The sequence below is a fragment of the Arthrobacter agilis genome, from assembly GCF_030816075.1.
GTDB lineage: Bacteria > Actinomycetota > Actinomycetes > Actinomycetales > Micrococcaceae > Arthrobacter_D > Arthrobacter_D agilis_E.
Map to the genome: position 1 here is coordinate 1,309,603 of NZ_JAUSXO010000001.1, position 15,746 is coordinate 1,325,348.

The following is a 15,746-nucleotide window of genomic DNA, read 5'->3' on the forward strand; positions in this document are numbered from 1 at the left end:
CTCCACCCGCCCACGGTAGTGGCCGGATGGACTGTTGGTGAGGCGGGTGCGGAGGCCCTTACTGGTCGAAGTGGGTGGTCGCAGCGTCGGGACTGATGGAGTGGATGACTTTAGCGGCGACATCATGCAGTTTGGTGTTCCTGGCATTGGAGGCGGTTTTCAGGATGGTCATGGCGCGGTCCTGGCTACACCTGTTCTGGGCCATGATGATGCCGGCGGCGAGGTTGATGGTGGTGCGGGAGCGCATCGCGGTGGTGAGGTTCTGACCTGTGTCGGTGAGGTGAGCGATCCGTACTGCCAGCCGCAGGCACTGGGATACTTCGCGGGCGAAGTGCTCTGCTACATGCATTTTCTCATCATCGAACGAGTCGGGGGCCAGGGCGTAGAGGTTCAGCCCGCAAGCGGCTTCCCCTTCCAGGGGTACGGGCACCGCCAAGATGGAATGTACCCCGTAGCCGGAGATGGCCTTGAAGTATGCCGACCACCGCCGGTCGGTGCGGCTATCGCGCACATGGACGAGGGTTCGGGTGCGGGCGGCGGTCAGGCACGGCCCCTCCCCGAAGGAGTACTGGATTTCGTCCATGCGGCGGGCGGTTTCGCTGCTGCTGGCCACGGTGCCGTTGGTCCTGGGGCGCAGTAGTGTCACACCGCAGAGCACTTCACGTCCGGGCTCCGAGAGGCGTTCTGCGGCGAGCGTGGCCAGTGCGGTCAGGAACTCCTCCACATCGGCGCTGTCGAGGACCAGGTTCTGCAAGATGGCGGCCATTGCGACGGGGCCGTCCTCGCGCTCAGGGTGAGGCTGCTGGCTACCGGGCCCCATCGGAGAATCCGCGGCCCGCGCATTGAGGCTACTGCTGCTGGGGGTGATGCTCGGAGTCACGATGCCGCCTTCATCAGTCGTTACTGAAACGCACCACCGCTGCATGGCTGCGCCTTTTCAGGCGCCGGACGGTGATGCGTCGCTGCTGCCTAACGACACGCGTCACGATACGCGACTTCGCCCGCACCTCTCCCGAGCGCCCGGTGGCAGCGGCTCCCTCCGACACCGTCGGCTCCGCGTTCTGCGGGAGGCCCTGAACGGCAGTATGGAACGCCGCCGCGCCAATGAGCCCGCAGTATTAAGGTATCCGGAGCGGTGAGGTGGGGGTGGGTGCGGGGTCAGCTACGACGGCGGTGGGAGGGTAACGCTCCGGTGGTGGCGAGGTGTTCGGCGACGTCGAGCAGTTTGATGTTCGTGTGGGAGCTGGCCTGGGTGAGCATGATGAACGCGTTCTGGGCGGTGAGGCCGTACCTTTCCATGAGGATGCCCTTGGCCTGGCCGATGACATCGCGGGAGCGTAGGGCATCGCGCATGTGCCCGAGTTTCGTGGCGTCGGCGAAGGCGATCGCGGCGTGGGAGGCGATGAGCAGCCCGACCTGTTCCGAGTCCTCGGTGAAGGCGTGGGGTGTTCGTCCGTACAGGTTCAGGGCGCCCAGGTTGTCGCCTTCAACGTAGAGCTGGAAGGAGAGCATGCTCGCCGCGCCCAGCTCGGCGGCCTTGCGGCTGAACTTCGGCCACCGCTGCTCGGAGGCCAGGTCAGGGACGGTGACCGTCTGATGCTCATACACGGCGTCCAGACAGGGTCCCTGCTTGGTTTCTGACTGAAGGGCGTCCACCTTCTGGGGCAGGTCGCTCGAGGGTGCGTGGGACTGGACATCGCGTCGGCCCGTCACCACGCTGATGGAGCCTTCGTCGGTACCGGGGACGAGCTCGATCGCGGCGCGCACCAGGTGGGCGAGCACTTCCTGCGGATCATCTTCTACCTGCAGGGACCGGGCCAGCTCACTCATCTGCTCAGCCAGTCCCTCCATCTCCCCGTTCTGGTCCTTCTCTCCGGTGACCTCGTCTGTTCTCTGTGAGTCCTCACTTGCGTCGCGGGCGTCGTCGTTCCCGTCTGGTCCTGCGCCGTTGGCTACCATCCACCCAGTATGGTTCCCGCCCACAACCCACCAGCACTGTCGTGGCGGGGCAAGGGGCAGAGCTTGGTTCTGCTCGCCCCCGCACTCAGGCGCCGTCGACGATCATGGCTGAGGTGTGCGTGACCCCTGTGACCGTGCAGCGACTAACGAATCGAGGCAAACCACCCTCATTGTGGAATCGCTGGATGGGGGTGCTCATTTGAGGTAGACATAGGTGCACAGTCAGTGACGAGGAATACCCGTGGGGGCGGCTTCATCGACCAGTCTGCAGAACAAGGGTCACGCAGGAGAAGGGGATCGGCCGTCATGTCTGAAGAAGATGTTCATAGGCTCGCCGTCGCCGCAGCGGATAAGGAACTGGCGGCGTTCGAACTGGATCACGCGGAGTTCAATCTGAAGGAAGCCGTCGTCGTGGCTCTCGAGCACGGCACGCCACCGGAGGTTATCGCGCAGATCGCCGATCTGGAACCAGAGGAAGTCCTGGATCTCATCGGCAGGGCAGAGGAGCCGGCACTCCTGACCTTGGATGAGGTCATCCCCGGCGCGGTAGCAGCGGAACCTGCGGCACCGATCGCGCGAGACCTCAGATAGGTCCAGTGGGCTGACCCCCATCCTTCGCCGGGCGATCACCCATGAAGGACCGGCGGTAGCTGTCGCTGACCTTCCGCGGACCGCTCAGTTAAGGTGCGTAACCAGGGGGAGGACTCCGCAATCACCAGGTCAAGAGTAGGAACCGGCTGATGCACATGCGGGTCTGTTCGCGGTGAGGCCGTAGACACGGGCAGAGTTGCCGATTAGACACACTGCATGAGTACCAGCGACTCATCGTCGGCCGTCGTTGTCTTCACCGGGCTTCCAAGCACCGGCAAATCGACCCTGCGAGCCCGTGAAGAATCACGATCGCAGGCCCTACACCGTCAAAGACACAGTAGGAGACAGTTACGCCATCATCGGTTCCGACCTCGCGGATCATGTTCCCCCTTCGATGATCCTAAAACCACACAGCGCACTATCACGTAAGCGGATCGGCTTACGGGCGGCGTTGTCGGTGCTGTCCAAGGCAGTGGTACGCGTGAGGTATAAGATCGTGGGCCATGAGTATTCGTCTGCGCTTCATCCCGGGAATGACGGCACTGATTCTGTCTCTTCTCAGCGGATACCTTTGGACGCAAGAAGACCGGTTACTGTCCTTCACGACGGCACACATGAGTTCCGCCCTGTTGTGCCTGGGGACGCCCATAGCCTTCGTATTGGTCGGACGAGCACTGGGATGCCGGCCCGACCTCATCAAACTCGGAGCCGTCCTACTCGCAATAGCGAGCGTGCCGATGCTCATCGCCAATGGCATCTACCTGGTGTCGTTCAGGTCAGCGGACGGAGCCGCCGCAGACATCGGCGGCTTCGGCATTGGACTCCTGGGATGGGCGGCCCTGCTGGTCACCTCACTGGCCTGCACCATCAGTCTTCCACTGGCCATGCCTACCAACCCTGAAGATTCCACAAAGACACACCTACCCACGCAACGTTAGGGTCCCGTCCCATGTGCACCTGAAGAGCTATGTGCGCCGCTCCTCGAATGGGAGGGTGATGGCACGGAATGTGTCCCTCATCAGCCGCTCGGAGGCGCATAAGCTTTGTGCCACTCAAGGATCCCTGACCGGACGTTCATGGGTGGGCACGATTGCATCGCGCTTCCTAGACGGTGGGCTCTACATCCAGTGGCGCTCGATACCCTCAGGAAGGGAGATCACTAACGGCGCTGGCGGACATCATGTTCTGCAGAAGAGGCAACTAATGACGCGCAATAGAATCGTCGCGGTTGTCTTGGGGTGCGCACTGTTCGTCGCTTCGTGTGGAATCTACCAGGCGGGTGAAGAGACCGGCCTGGCGCAGTCTCTTCACGCCGCTCGAGGTAGCCGATTCTTATGCCGGCTTACCCTCGTCAAAGGACGCTGTTGAAACGCATCTGACCGACGGTACCTCGCTTTAGCGGTTCGATCATCCAGGCCCATTAGGGATCACCACCACCGGTAGCTCGAGTTGCAGTCTCCGTCCAACCGAATTCGCTGCCGATACCAGCGGCGTGCTGGTCCGCATGGACACGTCCTCTGAGAGTGAGGGTTGTTCGGCGGATATGGCGCCCACCACAACAATCATTGTTCTGCCCGTGCACGTGCGGGATGAACGTCTAGGTCTGCTTTTCGACGACGAGGCAATGTTGGGCCCGGCAAGATCCACGTCGGGGTGACGAGACGATGAAGCTGACCGCGCTCTCGCTACTGGTCGTTGGCATAGCTACGTTCGTCATGGCCGCCTCGGGTCAATTGAGCGCCCTTTTCACACAATTCAATCCAACGGGTACGACCTTGAGCGGGATGGGGGCCGGGCTGCCGGTTCTGACAGTGGGACTCGGGATCTGGTTTCGACGGAACCCCACCATGGCAACCTACGTGGACACGGCGGGTGGGTTGCCGGCACAGTACGACAGCGTGGAAGCGAAGGCCCTGCACCGGTGGTTGGAGAACCAGCGCCGCAGTCACGACACCGGCCGGCTCGCCCGCGACAAGGTGGAGGCACTCGACAAGCTGGGGGAGTGGGGCGGGAAGCGCCGCGGTAACACCGCGGAGTTGTGGACGACCCGCCTGCGGGAGATGCACCGGCTCCGGACGGACACGGGCCGGTTCCCTACCTACGACCCCGAACGCCGGCCCGACGAGAAAGTCCTCGCAGTGTGGTTGGGTCGCCAGCGAACCTGGCAGCGGAAAGGTCATTTCCGGTCCGACCGCAGGCAACGCCTGGACGCGCTGCTACCGGGTTGGTTGACGCCGTGATTCCGCCCCTTCGACATTACGGTTCAGATGCGCCCAGCAGATTATCCGGAACCGCTGCCGGGTGGGGCGATCGATGTAGAAGTGATCCATCCGTACGCCGGTGACGAAGGTTTCGAGGATGGCTCCCGGTGACACCAGGGCACAGAGAAGCGGATACACAGAAAGGCAGAAAGGCGGAGGGCGTAGTCGACGTTGAGCTGGTGTCGGGGTCCTTTGATCGAACCGACGCGATCATTACACCGGATCAAGCGTCGCTCTCAACCTCGACGACAACGGCGCCGGCACAACCTCTCTTACCGTGTAAGTCCGACGGTGATCAGGTCGAGGGCGTGTACCCATGGTGCTTTGATTTCACCTCAGGAGGGGTTACCGCGTTCAACCACAGGTGGACGGCTTTGAGCTCCACCCTTCGGGCTCCACCCGCCCACAGGTGGATGACCTACACGAAGGTGCCCTACCGGGAGTAGTTCGCCCTCATCGCTTTCACCGTGGCGATCATCATGCTGCTACTGCAGGGTGGCGTTCTCCCTGCGCTCGTCCGGGTAATGGGCGTCCGCGGCGTCGATGCGTGGCGACGTGCGGGCTTTCAGGTGTAGGACTCGACCCGCTCGACGGGCATGCCCGACCGCCACGCATTCAGCGCGAGGACGAGGCCGGTGATGAGCAGTGCGGTGCCGACTGCGGCGAAGGACAGAGCGTAGGTGGCACTATTCAGGTGAAGTCCGAGCGGAGCAAGGCCGAGGGCGGCCCCGCCGAGTCCGCCGATTCCAAGTTCGGCGCGCCAAGTGTGCGAGAACGAACGCCACCACGTTTGGGACGGAGAACCTGCACGGATCTCCGATATCCGGCGCCGCAAGGACGCGTTGTAGGTCAGTTTCTTGACGAGGGATGTACCGACCATCGCCGTGACTGCGCCCGTGATAGCACCGTACACGGTCACGACGAACCAGTACTGATCCAGGGCGGACGAGCCATCATCGGCGGCTAGTGCGCCCCGGGAATCCAGGACGAGGGGGATCACCATGACCGCCGCCCAGGCCAGCAGGGCGAAACCGAGCAGGAGCGCGTGCGACCGGACGGTTAGGGGGCGCAGGTCCACGGTGAAGTGTTCCTTGGCCGACGGTGTGCCCCCGCCCCACTGTCCGCGCAGGCCGAACTGGCCGAAGAAGAAACCGACTGTGGACAGCAGTGCCATCAGGGTTGGAAACGCGATCGTCGTTGTTCCCGCGACGTCATCTTCGAAGACACTGCTGATCGAATTGCCGCTGCCGGTGAGTGTCAATAGGTAGGCCACGGCGCCAGCGGAGACGAGCAGTGCGAGGCCTCCGACGAGGTTGCCGACGATAGCGACGATACCGACAGGGTGCGGCATCGGCGCGCCTGGCGTGGCGGTGCGCAGCCGCTCCTGAGCCCGTAACCGCAAAGCGTCCCGAACATCCGTAGGGACCCTGCGGGGGCTCTTGCCCGCTTCTCCCTTGCCTTTGCCCATGTACGTCCCCCTGGTTGTCTGCTCACGACTGCTCGATGCTACAGCCTCTGCGCAGAGGTCGAGCCGCAGCCTACGGTGCGAGGAGACCGCACGGGAGGACGAATGCACAGCACACCGGCCGACTACCGGGCCCAGAGTTGGCGCCGATAGGTTCCCTGACATCGCTGAAGGGACGCTCGCATGCCGCCGAGACGGATAGCTAGAGTGCAGGCGAGGCTCACGCCAGCGGAGGCCCCACAAATTTCCGTGTCACGAGGAGACCCGGAGACGGAACCATGTGGTTCCGTCTCCACCCCTTTAAGTCTCCACCCCTTTAAGGCGTCCATGGGCGTCAATCAGCGGTGCAGTGTTCGTTGGCTGGAATGCTGGGTCCATGACAGACCAATCCCCGAACGGGCAGTCCACGCCGCTGCGGTTCCTCACCCTGCAGCAGGTCGCCGATGAGCTGAATACCAAGCTCAGCACCATCTGAGGACTCATCGCCTCCGGGGAGCTACCGGCCATTCAGATCGGCGGCCGCGGCCAGTGGCGTATTGAACGCGCCAAGCTTGAGGACTACATCACGGGCGCCTACGCCAGGACCAGCACCGACATCGCCAGCGGCGAGATCGACGTGACGGCTGCGCCTCTCACATCGGAGTGAGCGGCCTCGGTGTCTATTACGGGCTGTGCCTGGTCGGGGGACTAGGCCCGTTCATTTACGGGGCTGTTTCCCTGCGCTGGCCTCGGCGAAAACCTGAGACGCCGAACAGCGATCGGCAAGAAATGATGCCCATGATGCTCGGCAGTACCCTGTTCTTCCTCGCAGTCTGGAACGCAGTAGGACTCTAGGGTGCCGGGGTAACAGCATTGAGCCAGACCCAGCCCTCGCGTTGAGTCTTGATCATGTGTTCCAGGAAGCGGATTTTCACCGCGGTGCGGGTGTATGCGGTTGGGTGCGCCTGGACACGGATGGCTTTGGAGAGGTAGCGGATCCACGCGTACACCGGCCGTGGTTCGGGGAAGTCGGTAGGCCGGCAGTTCTCCACGTCGAGCTCGGCCTTTGGTGGGCATGATCAGCTCCTCCCGCATCACGAACTCCTCTTGTTCGCTCGTCCATCCGCTTCCCGTAGAACTGCTGGTAGCGCTTGTTCTGGCCCACCTTGGGGACAGTACGAGGTTGCACCGACAACCAGGGTTCCTGCTGTCCCCTGTGTGCGGGAAAAGCAGCGGAGCGTAGGGAGCTTGCGCCGTGCCCCTGGGGCAGGAGGCGCACCCGCCAACTCAGTTGAACTTGAAGTCCTCGTAGGTCTGGTGGGGAATCAGTCGTTTGCCAGCTTGTGCTCGTCTGACGAAGTCTGTGAGCGTCCGCGTGTCCTTGGGACTCATTCCGAGTGAGAGTAGTCGCTGCGACACTCCTTGCGCCGAGACATTCCTCCAGCGAATCGGGTTGTTCGTGAGGTCGATCGCCGGCACCCATCTCGACCAGGGTGTGGATGTACGGGCACCCGGTGAAATTGGGGGCCCGAAATTAATCGTCGAAGATCCCGAAGATCGCCAGCAGCTGCTCGTGCGGAGTCTCCCCCGCTTCTGCGCTTCGACGCTCAGGTATCCGACGGTAAAGCACTGCGAGAAACACGCCATGGACCGCTATAGCTCGCAGCGCTAGGTACCCGACACGAGGTAGTTGCCGAGAGCCTCGAGCAGGCCGCGGTAACCTTTTTCGCGGTTCGGCCCGTCGGCCCAGAACTGGTCGAAGAAGACGCCGTGCTCGACGTGCGTAATCCGGGTGCCCCCCTCGATCGGTTCGAACTCGTACGACGCCACCGAGGTCGACATGTGGACCCCGTCGAGCCACATGTCGTACGTCATGACGATCCTGTCGTACTCCACGATGTCGGTGTATGTGGCCTCGTACCGCGAGACCGGACCGCCATGAAACGCCCCTTGGTCGACGTCGCGTCCGCCGACGCGGAAGTCGAACACCCACTCGCCGGTCTTGACGGTATCGCCGCCGCCAAACCAGTGCATCTTCTGGTCCTCTGTGGCGAAGGCGTCCCAAGCGCGCTCGAGGGGAACGGGGTAATTGCGGGTAAGGGTGAAATCGGAGCGGGCGAGTCGGCGTTCAATCGTCATGTGTAGGCCTATCGCGCGAAGGTGATGTGAATTGTGCCGCTCTCGGCCACTTCCGTCGTCACTTTGTGGGTGAGGTCGAGGCTGGGTAGGTCGTCCCATAGTCGAGTTCCCCGACCGAGAACAACCGGGGCCATCAATAGATGCAACTCGTCGACCAGGCCTGCGCGCAGGAAATCGCGCGCGGTGCCGACTCCACCGCCCACGCGCACATCCAGGCCGCCCGCGGCGTCGGTCGCCTCGGCAAGCACGTCCTCGATGGCACCACGGCGGAAGTGAAAGGTTGTACCGCCGTCCATCGGGATCGGAGGACGCGGTGCGGTGTGGGTAAGAACGTAGACGGGGGTCCCGTACGGTGGCCGCTCACCCCACCACCCCTTCCAGTCCGGATCGTCGGGATACGAGGTCAGGCCGAACATCGTTGCGCCCATGATCTCGGCGCCGACGCCCTCGAAGAACGCGGCGGCGTAGGAATCATCAACGCCGGTCGTGCCGGTGCCATTGGTCTCGCCGAAGCGCTCCTGCATGGTGCGGGTTGCGATATATGCCTCCGTGAGGCGCCCCCAGTCCTCACCCATCGGATTCTCGGGGGAACGGCCGGTTGTCGAGGTGTAACCGTCCAGCGAAGTGAACAGGCTCATGCGGATGCGCGTCATGTCAGGCTTCCTTTGGGGGGGTGCGGATCAAGTGCATGCCGAGCCGGTCGGCTTGGCGTTCGGCGGAGGTTCGCTGCTCACCGAGCCACAGGTGCAGGACGTCGAGGGCGCCCGGTCGCAGGCTGACAGTGCGGACGCGTCCTTGCTTCTGCGACGTGATCAGACCCGCGTTTTCGAGCAGACGCAGGTGCTGCATGAGCGACGGCAACGCCATCTCGAAAGGTGCCGCGAGCTCGGACACGACCGCGGGGGACTTCGCCAGCCGTTCGACAATGGCCCGGCGGGTGGGATCCGCGAGAGCGCGGAGCACGGAGTCGAGCTCTTCGAAATACTTAGGCACACACCTAAGTGTTTGGGTCGGAGGACGGGATTGTCAATCAATTCATCAAAGGATCTTGCGGATCGTGACACCAAACATGACTCATGCGAAAGAGTCGGCGAAGTCGCAGGCCGGACGCCAGGCCAAGGTAGGAAGAGACCCCGGCGCCCGCCCGTAGCGTCCGGTGGAGGATCCTCTTGTGGGACGAGCACAGCACTGTAGCAAGTACTGATCCCGCCAAGCACCAAGCAGGAACCCCGCCATGTTGACGAAAACTCAGAACCTCGGATGGGTTTCGAGTGTGGCGTAAGGCATGTGCGGAAGTCTCGTTGCTGTTGCGGTGAGCTGAAATGGGTTCTGCCACTCGTTACGAGGTGTTGCATTGGGTACACACCGGACAACCAGGCTGATTCTGATGGGACGACCTGCCGCTGGTGCTCGGTCGGTGTGCTGTCATCGAAGGCGGTCGCGGTGGTCATGATGGCTACAGCATCGTGGTCAGTACGCCCCCGTCGGCCCGCACTGCGGCTCCGTTTGTCGCGGACGACAATGGGCTTGCAAGGAAGGTGGCCAGGTTGGCGATTTCGTCGGGCTCTATGAACCGCTGAAGGAGCGTGGTCTGGTTTCCTCCGATGATGGCTGCCTTCAGCTCATCCGGTGCAGGCTGCTGGATCTCCGCGATCCGTTCGACCGTCTCGGCGACGCCGTCTGAGTAGGTGGGTCCGCCAAGGATCGTGTTGACCGTCACCCCTGTACCGCGGGTGAGCTTGGCGAGTCCGTTCCCCATGGCGAGCATTCCGGCTTTGCACACGCCGTAATGGATCATGTCCGCGGGGATGTTCACACCTGATTCGCTGCTGATGAAGATGATCCGGCCCCATCCGGTGTCCAGCATCCCGGGAAGCAGGGCGCGTGAGAGCCGCACGCCACTCATGAGGTTCACGTCGAAGTAGTCTGACCAGTCATCGTCAGAGAGGTCTGCGAAGGGTTTCACTTCGAAGAGTCCGACGTTGTTCACGAGGATGTCGACCGGGCCGAGCGAGGTCACCAGGCGCTGTACCTCGGCGGGGTCGCGGAAGTCGGCAGCGATGCCCGAAACGTTTCCGCCGGGCACCTCGGACTCGAGCGTCCGTATTGCGTTCTCGACCCGATCCTGGGTGCGGCCGTTGATGACGACGGACACTCCCTCGCGGAGAAGGCCCTTCGCAATCGCGTAGCCGATGCCCTGAGTGGAGCCACTGATGAACGCTCGCCTTGTCGCCAACTGCATATCCATGCTTCGCCATACCTCATCTTTACTTGCTTAGGAAACTAAAACCCTACGGGCGGGTAGTTGCCCGGTCAAGTAAAGAGGCGGCGTGCGCGGCTTTGTTCTCGTAGTGTGGTCGTATGACTGACACCCACCCTTCGGCAGTTCTCACTGGCGAGGATCTTGAGACGTGGGCGGGCCTGGCGACGGTTTTGGAGTGGTTGCCGCCTGCGCTCGATGCCCCGTTGGGACACAATTTTGGCCTCACGCATTTCGAGTACGGCATTCTGTACGCCCTGGAGGGCGCACCTGATCGGACACTTCGCATGAGTGATCTGGCCGGGTTCGCCAATAGCTCGCTCTCACGACTCTCCCGAGCAGTGTCTCGACTGCAAAGCCGGGGCTTCGTCGATCGCTCGCCGGACCCCAAGGATGGGAGGTCCACCCGGGCAACCCTGACTGATGCCGGCCAGGAGATGATCCATGAGGCAACTCCAAGGCACGTCGCCTCAGTGAGAAGGTTGGTCCTTGACCCGCTGACAGTGGCTCAGAAACGCCAGTTGCGCGAGATTACCGTGCGCATTCAGCAGGCCATCAGGGCGCAGGACGGCTGGCGGCCACCACAGGCCACTCACCCTCCTGCTGGTTCCGTCATTGATTCGGATTCAAGCTCGACCGTGGACCGACGGCCGACCGTTGACTGAAAGGGTTCTCGCAGCCGATGGCAAGGCGACGATCACACTGCTTGGTCCCGCCTTGATTCGCCTGACCTGGCTGCCGGGCACCGAGGTTCAGGAGGCTGACGCACGAGACGTTCTCAAGCGGAGTCTGATCCTGGTCGAACACGCTCCGTACGCGATCTTGGTCGATATGCGCCAGATAGCGAGCGTCAGCACTGGTGCCCGGGAAGCATTCGGTTCCGAGGAGATGGTCCTGGCCGCCGCGATGCTGGGACAGACCCCAGTTGACAGGGTCATTGCCGCATCCGTGCAGCAGTCCGTTCACAAGGTCTGGCTCTTCAGCGATGAACAGGAAGCTTTGGCGTGGCTGCGCAGTCACCTTCTCGACTCGTGAGCACTCGCTTTCACGCCTCCGATCACCTATCCGTCCACCACTCTGTATCTCAGCAAAGGATCCCTTGACCGGATGGGCACAACGTCAGGGACGCGGTGGGTTTGGTCCTTCCCGGCTCGGATGTAGCGCCGCGGGTGGGTTGGATGCCGTTGGTGTGCGGTTGCTCATCCACCTATGAACGGCTTTGAGCTGAAATCTTTCGGGCTCCACCCGCCCACAGCTCGGAGGGGAATGCCGGGAAGGGTCACGGGTGGTGTGCGGTCGTGTCAGTCGAAGTGGGTGGCGGGGGTATCGTCGCTGATGCTGGATACGATCTCGGTGGCAAGGCGGCGGAGTTTGATCTGCCGGTGGTTGGCAGCTGTTTTCATGATCTCGATAGCTGCTGACTGGCTGCACCGGTTCTGCCCCATTACGATCCCTGCCGCGAGGTCGATGATGGTTCGGGACTCCAGCGCGGCGTTGAGATTCTCGGCCTTGTCCGACAACTGGGCGATACGCACAGCCAGACGCAGCGACTTGGAAGTATCACGGGCGAAGACCTTCGCGGCCTCAACGGCTTCCGGTGTGAACCCGTTAACGGTGGTGGAGTAGAAGTTCAACGCGCAATCGGCCTCGCCCTCCAGGGGGATCGGGACTCCCAGGGTGGACCGTATCCTGTGATCAGCGATCGCCTTGACGTACTGGGGCCACCGTTCATCGGTTCGGGTGTCGCGGACAAGGACGATTTCGCCGGTCCGTGCAGCTCTCAGGCAGGGACCGTCACCGAACAAGTACTGGATTCTGTCCAATTCCAGGGCATACGGGCTGCTGCTGGCCAGGGTTTTCGCGTGCCGGGGGCGCAGGAGCGTCACCCCGCACAGCACCTCATGATCCAGTCGGGACAGGTGAGTGGCAGCTACCCTGGCCAGCTTGTCGAGGAAATGGTCGACATCCGTGCTGTCCAGAACCAGGTCCTGCAGGAAAGCCGCAGTCTGCACCGACAAAGCAAGATCAGGGGCAGGATCAGAGGCAGGACTAGGGGCAGGGTTGTGGCGTTCGGTCGCGGGCGGTCCTTGGGAAAGGTCTCGTGGTACATCAACCCAGGCGAAATGCTTCATCATGACGATGCTCCTTGTCAGGAAATCGACGTGCATAAAACAGCAACGCTCGGAAAACCCGGGACATCACACCCAGAGAAAGCACACCACTGTTACCTCGAGACACTTCCCACACTACGCCCCGACACCTAACAGATTCCGGACCCGCCGGACACAACCCTGGGGCCTTCCGGCGCGTGTGGGGTGTTTCCTGATCCCATGTCCCTTCCTCTGGCGTTTCAGCAGCCCGCAGGTTCTTCCCGAAGGTCCTCGGTTAACAGGTTCGGCCGATAGGTCCTCAGCTCACGGGTTCCCTAATTCAGGGGTCTTCGTTGCTGTAGGGGGCGGTGGGCGGCGCTGTTTCAGCGATGAGTTCGTTGACGGCGTGGGAGACGAGGTCCCGGTCCAGTGGTGTCAGGCTGATCATCCCGTTGAGGTAGGCATCGACCTCGAACTCGTCGACATTTCCGGCGAGGGAGAAGTAGCGTATCCACACATTTTGGACGGTGAGTCCCGAGAGTTGCATGGCGTGCAGTGTGAGTCGGCGTTGTTCCTCGGCGGTGTCTTTGATGGTCATGAGTCACCGCTGGGTGTGGAACCGTCCTGACGCTCACTGATCATGGCGGCCATGGTGCCGATGGTGGTGTTCGCGTCGGTGGCAAGTTCGATCAGGTGACTCATCGCTGCCTGCCGGTCCAGATTGAAGCGTTCCATCAAGATGCCGCGGGCGACGCCGATGGTATCCCGTTCGGCCAGAGAGGCTCTGACATCATCGCTGATGCGCTGCGGTGTGTCGCTGGCCTGGATGTGGCCCAGGAGGGCCGCGGCCGACCGGGCGAGGTTGATCAGCAGCCGCCGGTCCTCGTTGGTGAACGCGTCGACGGTGTTCGAGTAGACCTTCATCGCCCCGAGTCCTGCCGGCTTGTTCAACAGGGGCACGCTGAGGCAGGAGCGGATACCGAGCTTCGTCACTGCGGACGTCCACTCTTGGAACCGGTCATCGGTGTGGGTGTCGGGGATGTAGGTCGGTTCACCGGTGGACCAGGCGCGCATGCAGGGTCCCTGACCAAATTCGTATTGGAGGTTGTCGGCTTCGAGGACGTCCGGGTTGGTGGCTCCGACGCTGATCCGGGTACCGTCCTGATCGATGATGCTCACGCCGGCGCCCGTCGCTGCACCGATGATGTCCCGGGCGATCTCGGCGAGCCCATTGACCGCGTCGTGGGCTGTCTGCTCGGTCAGGAGGTATCCGTTGCTGCGGCCGAAGATCGCCAGGAGCTCGCGGGGAGGTGCGGAATCGGGGGATGAGGAAGAGGGTGTGGTGTTCACGGTAGGCCTTCAGCTGTCCAACACAGGGGTGTCACCCCTGCCGGTTGTGGGCTGTGGGCTCAACCCCGGTAGACCTCGCTCACGCAACATCTACTCCAGAACTGTACTGCTGGCGCCGCAGCGGCAGGAGATTATTCGCCAGCGAAGCCACCAGGGGGGGGTGTGCTGTCGGCTTCTGTCCGTTCACTGAGTGACCGCGCGGCCCGAGCCCGCACGCCGATCGCTCGCTCAGGCCTAGGGCGGCAAAAAAGCCGCCCACGAGCTAAACCCTTAGCCAACGCCGTACGACGTGCGTGTCTTCTCAGCGAAGGACGCCTTGCTAGGACTATCGGGAAGCCTTGGCGGAGGGTTGAGGGAGTCCAGCGACGGCGGGGTTTCCTGTTTCCGCGTTGGGTCTCAACAACGCGTCTCATCTCGACTGTTCTCAGAAGCAGGAAGTAAGGCTTTTGATGAGCAGGCAGTGCAGTGAATTAGGCGCTTTCTTCGCCCTTGTCGTCGACTTCCTCGACCCATGACGGTGGCTCGTCGCGGCCCTGCTCCTCGTCCCTTTCGGCGTCCTGAGCTGTTTCCTGCACGATGCCCTGTGCGTGGTGAGTGGGCGCGTAGATCGCATAGAGGCGCAAGGGTTCGTCCCCGGTGTTCTCGACGTCGTGCCATGTGCCGGCGGGCACTTGAATGCTCCAGCCGTCCTCGACGTCCTGCTGGAACGAGAGGTCGTCCTTCGAGGGCCCCATCTTCACGCGACCCTTTCCAGCGTCAATGCGCAGGAACTGGTCGGTGCCGTGATGCACTTCGAGGCCGATTGCAGCGCCGGGCTCGATCGACATGAGTGTCACCTGCAGGTGCTTGCCTGTCCAGGCGACGCGGCGGTAGTTGGCGTTCTCCGTCGTAGCACTCTCGATGTCGAATGCGTTCGGGTTCGGTCCGTTGTCGCTGATGTCCATAACCGCATTCTGTCCCACTCACCTCCATGCTCGCCAGAGCACTGTCACCGCGCTGTGGTGCCGGCGAAGGGTTACGGTGTCGGACACACAAGGAAAGCCCTCGTGAGGGGCTTTCCCGGGATTGGGACAGTTTGTTCTCGGTATTGGTCGGTGGTGATTCGCTCCTCCTCCCAGGGCCCGGTCGCCCCTCGACAGTTCGATGGGAAAGACGCTAATTGCTGCTCCCACTCGGGTGCAACCACCAGTAAGAGGTTGCATCCCGGCAGATAATCCGCCGCCCTTGCCTTCCTTCTCCACGATCTGCAGGTGCACGGTAGGACGGGACTGGCATTGCATGCCTACGCTCATGCTTGCAATGCTGTCATGTGTCCTGGGCCCGGGTGTGGTGTGCTGATTTGGTTTCGAGGAACTCACACAACGCCGCCGCCCGGGTGAGTTCCTTCGCGAAGTTCCGGAGTTTGGCTGCGCTCATGGTGAGGTCCCGCTCACGCGGCCCGAAGTTCACTTCCCAGTTCGGGTCACCCGGCCCGGCCGGGTAAAGGTAGACGTCCGAGGGCAGATCGGTCATCCTCATCACCACCAGCCCGGTGTCAGCTCCGGCACCGCCGTCATGACGGAGGACCTCGATACCGCTGGCTGAGTCGTCGCTGGTCGCGCTGAACTCGCGGACCCACTGCTGGAGGAGCTTCTTGCTGCGGTAAGGCACGA

The 15,746-nt window shown here is 62.5% G+C and carries 17 protein-coding genes; 5 read left to right on the top strand and 12 right to left on the bottom strand.

The genetic code is table 11. The features are described from left to right. Nucleotides 1-58 precede the first annotated feature (58 nt). Both QFZ50_RS05860 and QFZ50_RS05865 read right to left on the bottom strand, forming a co-directional pair. Nucleotides 59-880: a GAF and ANTAR domain-containing protein gene (locus QFZ50_RS05860; RefSeq protein ID WP_307082808.1), complete on the bottom strand. Its 822-nt coding sequence runs from the start codon at nt 878-880 to the stop codon at nt 59-61. Nucleotides 881-1,158: 278 nt separating this feature from the next. After that, nucleotides 1,159-1,851: a GAF and ANTAR domain-containing protein gene (locus QFZ50_RS05865; protein WP_307082809.1), complete on the bottom strand. Its 693-nt coding sequence runs from the start codon at nt 1,849-1,851 to the stop codon at nt 1,159-1,161. 414 nt (nt 1,852-2,265) lie between these two features. On the opposite strand from QFZ50_RS05865, the gene QFZ50_RS05870 reads away from it, so the two are divergent. The 3 genes from QFZ50_RS05870 to QFZ50_RS05880 all read left to right on the top strand — a co-directional run bounded on the left by QFZ50_RS05870 (nt 2,266) and on the right by QFZ50_RS05880 (nt 4,790). After that, nucleotides 2,266-2,550, top strand: coding sequence for a hypothetical protein (locus QFZ50_RS05870; protein WP_307082810.1), 285 nt, complete (start codon nt 2,266-2,268; stop codon nt 2,548-2,550). 503 nt (nt 2,551-3,053) lie between these two features. Beyond that, the gene (locus QFZ50_RS05875; RefSeq protein WP_307082811.1) at nt 3,054-3,488 is read left to right on the top strand and encodes a hypothetical protein; all 435 of its coding nucleotides are present in this window, start codon (nt 3,054-3,056) and stop codon (nt 3,486-3,488) included. Between the two features lie 726 nt (nt 3,489-4,214). Then, nucleotides 4,215-4,790 carry a helicase associated domain-containing protein gene (locus QFZ50_RS05880; RefSeq protein WP_307082812.1) on the top strand — a complete coding sequence of 192 codons (576 nt, stop codon included), beginning with the start codon at nt 4,215-4,217 and terminating at the stop codon, nt 4,788-4,790. 586 nt (nt 4,791-5,376) lie between these two features. On the opposite strand, the gene QFZ50_RS05885 is transcribed toward QFZ50_RS05880, so the two are convergent. From QFZ50_RS05885 to QFZ50_RS05905, 5 genes are all read right to left on the bottom strand, one after another. Continuing rightward, nucleotides 5,377-6,162, bottom strand: a complete 786-nt coding sequence (locus QFZ50_RS05885) for a hypothetical protein (RefSeq protein ID WP_307082813.1) — start codon at nt 6,160-6,162, stop codon at nt 5,377-5,379. 1,761 nt (nt 6,163-7,923) lie between these two features. Beyond that, nucleotides 7,924-8,394 carry an SRPBCC domain-containing protein gene (locus QFZ50_RS05890; RefSeq protein WP_307082814.1) on the bottom strand — a complete coding sequence of 157 codons (471 nt, stop codon included), beginning with the start codon at nt 8,392-8,394 and terminating at the stop codon, nt 7,924-7,926. An 8-nt stretch (nt 8,395-8,402) separates the two neighbouring features. After that, a complete protein-coding gene (locus QFZ50_RS05895) occupies nt 8,403-9,047 on the bottom strand; it encodes a dihydrofolate reductase family protein (RefSeq protein WP_307082815.1) in 645 nt (214 codons plus the stop codon). Nucleotide 9,048: 1 nt separating this feature from the next. Further along, the gene (locus QFZ50_RS05900) at nt 9,049-9,387 is read right to left on the bottom strand and encodes an ArsR/SmtB family transcription factor (RefSeq protein WP_307082816.1); all 339 of its coding nucleotides are present in this window, start codon (nt 9,385-9,387) and stop codon (nt 9,049-9,051) included. Between the two features lie 463 nt (nt 9,388-9,850). Further along, nucleotides 9,851-10,642, bottom strand: a complete 792-nt coding sequence (locus QFZ50_RS05905) for an SDR family NAD(P)-dependent oxidoreductase (protein WP_307082817.1) — start codon at nt 10,640-10,642, stop codon at nt 9,851-9,853. Nucleotides 10,643-10,755: 113 nt separating this feature from the next. Here QFZ50_RS05905 and QFZ50_RS05910 point away from each other — a divergent pair, with 113 nt between their 5' ends. Both QFZ50_RS05910 and QFZ50_RS05915 read left to right on the top strand, forming a co-directional pair. After that, nucleotides 10,756-11,319 (top strand): MarR family winged helix-turn-helix transcriptional regulator, encoded by a 564-nt coding sequence (locus QFZ50_RS05910; protein WP_307082818.1) that lies wholly within the window; start codon nt 10,756-10,758, stop codon nt 11,317-11,319. Next, nucleotides 11,312-11,689 (top strand): DUF7793 family protein, encoded by a 378-nt coding sequence (locus QFZ50_RS05915; RefSeq protein ID WP_307082819.1) that lies wholly within the window; start codon nt 11,312-11,314, stop codon nt 11,687-11,689. The genes QFZ50_RS05910 and QFZ50_RS05915 overlap by 8 nt, the downstream gene beginning before the upstream one ends. A 266-nt stretch (nt 11,690-11,955) precedes the next feature. Here QFZ50_RS05915 and QFZ50_RS05920 read toward each other — a convergent pair whose 3' ends face one another. The 5 genes from QFZ50_RS05920 to QFZ50_RS05940 all read right to left on the bottom strand — a co-directional run bounded on the left by QFZ50_RS05920 (nt 11,956) and on the right by QFZ50_RS05940 (nt 15,744). Then, the gene (locus QFZ50_RS05920) at nt 11,956-12,789 is read right to left on the bottom strand and encodes a GAF and ANTAR domain-containing protein (RefSeq protein ID WP_307082820.1); all 834 of its coding nucleotides are present in this window, start codon (nt 12,787-12,789) and stop codon (nt 11,956-11,958) included. A gap of 295 nt (nt 12,790-13,084) precedes the next feature. Next, a complete protein-coding gene (locus tag QFZ50_RS05925) occupies nt 13,085-13,342 on the bottom strand; it encodes a hypothetical protein (protein WP_307082821.1) in 258 nt (85 codons plus the stop codon). Further along, nucleotides 13,339-14,094 carry a GAF and ANTAR domain-containing protein gene (locus tag QFZ50_RS05930; protein WP_307082822.1) on the bottom strand — a complete coding sequence of 252 codons (756 nt, stop codon included), beginning with the start codon at nt 14,092-14,094 and terminating at the stop codon, nt 13,339-13,341. Before QFZ50_RS05930 ends, QFZ50_RS05925 begins: the two co-directional genes overlap by 4 nt. Before the next feature lie 470 nt (nt 14,095-14,564). Beyond that, the gene (locus tag QFZ50_RS05935) at nt 14,565-15,038 is read right to left on the bottom strand and encodes a cupin domain-containing protein (protein WP_307082823.1); all 474 of its coding nucleotides are present in this window, start codon (nt 15,036-15,038) and stop codon (nt 14,565-14,567) included. Nucleotides 15,039-15,399: 361 nt separating this feature from the next. After that, a complete protein-coding gene (locus tag QFZ50_RS05940; protein ID WP_307082824.1) occupies nt 15,400-15,744 on the bottom strand; it encodes a hypothetical protein in 345 nt (114 codons plus the stop codon). Nucleotides 15,745-15,746 lie beyond the last annotated feature (2 nt).